Genomic DNA, 2,598 nt, shown 5'->3' on the forward strand with positions numbered 1-2,598 from the left:
CAAGCCCGAAGTTGAAATAGGGGCGGCAGGATCGACGGACGCCTGCGTGCTTTCCGAAACCCCGGAACACGGCGGCAGGCCCGGCACCGGCGAAGCGTGTGACGACGGTCGCGCCGGCGGCAACTAATCCAGTCTTCTCAATGATTCCCCGCTCGATATTCCGAACGGGGAATCGCAGCATTCCGAACTGACGGCAACGGCCGTCCCCCTGCAGGGACGGCCGTTGCCTGCTTTGGCAGCCGAACAGGTCTTATCCTATCCGGCGGCCTTTATTTTCGCGGTATTACATTCGTCGACGAGATCCTCTCTCAACCCCCAAGACCGGCATTCCTCGGGCATCCCCGAGTTCCGGCCGCGTTTTTTCATTGGATCCCCTGCTCCAGGTGTTGAAGAAAGGGTGCTGTCCATGTAATTTTCTACCGTCGCTTCAACATTACCCTTACCCGTCGCGGTATAGGCGACTCCCGGAAAAGGAGCCCTGTCATCGCCACCAGCATCATCAGCATTATTGTTTCCATCATCAGCTCCTTTCTTCTGTTTTGTTCTTTAAATTTCGGTACCTTTGGGGTTATCAGACATGTAACCTCAACTTATGAAAAAATTAAGACCGTTTTTCAGATTGTACAGCGAAAAATTGGGCCGTTACTGTTGTCGAATCTCGGCATCCAGGTCGATGCCGTATTTTTTGATACGTTTCCAGATTGTTACCCGGCTGACCTTCAGCCGTCTGGCCGCCTCCGACTGGTTGCCCCCGGTCATTCTGAGGGTATGCACCAGCCGCTCCCGCGCCGCGGCGTCTGCCGTCGTGGCCGTTGCGTCATCGTCCCGGACCGCCGAAAGACCGTTCATCCGGGATATTTTTGGCGGCAGATGCTCACGCCCGATCCACTCCCCGGGACAGAGCACATATGCATATTCCACGGCATTGCGGAGTTCCCGGACATTTCCCGGCCACGAATACGCCAACAGGGCTTCCATGGCCCCGGGTGTAAGGCCCGATATCCTTTTCCCGGCTTTCGCACCCTGCTGGTCGATGAAGCTCTTGACAATCAGGGGGATGTCATCCGGTCGTTCGGCCAGGGATGGACAGTGAATGGGAAACACATTGATGCGGAAAAAAAGGTCCTCCCGAAACGCCCCCTGCCGAATCAATTCCTCCAGGTCCCTGTTGGTTGCGGTGATGATGCGGACGTCGACGGGAATAGGCTGGTGATCCCCCACGCGTTCGATCTCGCGTTCTTCCAGAACCCTCAGCAGCTTTACCTGGGTGGTCAACGGAATATCGCCGATTTCGTCCAACAGGATCGTTCCGCCGTGGGCAGCCTCGAATCGGCCGATTCGGGATCGCTCCGCTCCCGTGTATGCCCCCTTGACGTGACCGAAAAGCTCGCTTTCGAGCAGATTCTCATTAAGGGCCGCGCAGTTGACCTTGATGAAAGGCCCCTCTTTTCTGACGCTGGTGTCGTGGATGGCCCGCGCCACGAGTTCCTTTCCCGTACCGCTCTCTCCCAAAACGAGTACGGGAGCGTCCGACCGGGCCACGCTCTCGATGAGTTCGAAGAGGCGCTGAATCTTCAGCGACTCCCCGATGATACCGTGATAGCCCGCGTCCAGGCGGCAGCTCTTGCGAAGGGCGGCGATCTCCTGCTGCTGCCGGATGAAACGGCTCATGTCCTTGAGGGTTTCCACAGCGCCGATCACGCGGCCGTCCGCATCCTTGAGAACCCTGGCGCTCTTGAGGATGTGGACGGATCTCCGGCTCCGGTCGGTTATCGTACACTGTTTGATGGAGACCTGCCCGCGGTCGAAGAGCCCGCACCACGTTTCCCCCGCACCACGGCCCTTGATTTCGCACCCCGTGCACCCGAGTATCCGGCACGACCGGCCTACGAGCTCTTCGGGGGCATACCCCGTCAGATCCGCTGCGGCGGGATTGACGAATACGATCGTTCCCCCGGGATCCACGACGATAAGGCCGTCCTGAAGCGTCTCCACCACCGTCTTCCAGTGTTTTGACAGGTCCATCCCATTTTCCCCCATACGATACGATAAAGCTGTTGATTCAATCTCCGGATTTCAGCGGCCGGTGCCGAGAGAGCATGTCCGTCCTTTGTCGACACCGTTTTCCGCTCCCCATGACGACAGCAGCGTTGAAGTGTTAAGTTAACACTATTAACATTCATTAATAATCCTTTGATAGATGTCAACCTTCATTTTTTTTTTGTGGTGAATTTAACAACTTGAAAACCGGAAAAAGCGATATAAAACGGCATGATTGTTGCTTTAATCAAATGTGACAGGATTGGAGGCTGAAGGGGGATAAGTACCCCGTTCGTCACAAACGCACCCCTTCAGGCGATATATAGCCATTGGAGACTGAAAAGGCATAAACACTCCGTTCGCCCCGGGCGCACCCCTTCAGCCTTCAGCCTATAGCCTTCAGCCTTTAACCCAGGTTGATACAGACCAGAAACCCGATGGAGGTGGAGATGACCCACAAATACATGAACTCTTTCAGCCCTTTGAACCGGCGGTTGATCATCGCCTGGATCGGCCTGGCATTCCTCGCCGTCGCGACGGTCGGCTACGCTGATATCG

1 protein-coding gene is annotated in these 2,598 nt (G+C 56.2%); it reads right to left on the reverse strand.

The features are described 5' to 3' along the window. Positions 1–642: 642 nt before the first annotated feature. Positions 643–2,025 carry a sigma-54 interaction domain-containing protein gene (locus AB7S84_RS12005; RefSeq protein ID WP_428154674.1) on the reverse strand — a complete coding sequence of 461 codons (1,383 nt, stop codon included), beginning with the start codon at positions 2,023–2,025 and terminating at the stop codon, positions 643–645. Positions 2,026–2,598: the final 573 nt, after the last annotated feature.

This window comes from Desulfococcus sp. (genome assembly GCF_050178255.1).
Taxonomy (GTDB): domain Bacteria; phylum Desulfobacterota; class Desulfobacteria; order Desulfobacterales; family Desulfococcaceae; genus Desulfococcus; species Desulfococcus multivorans.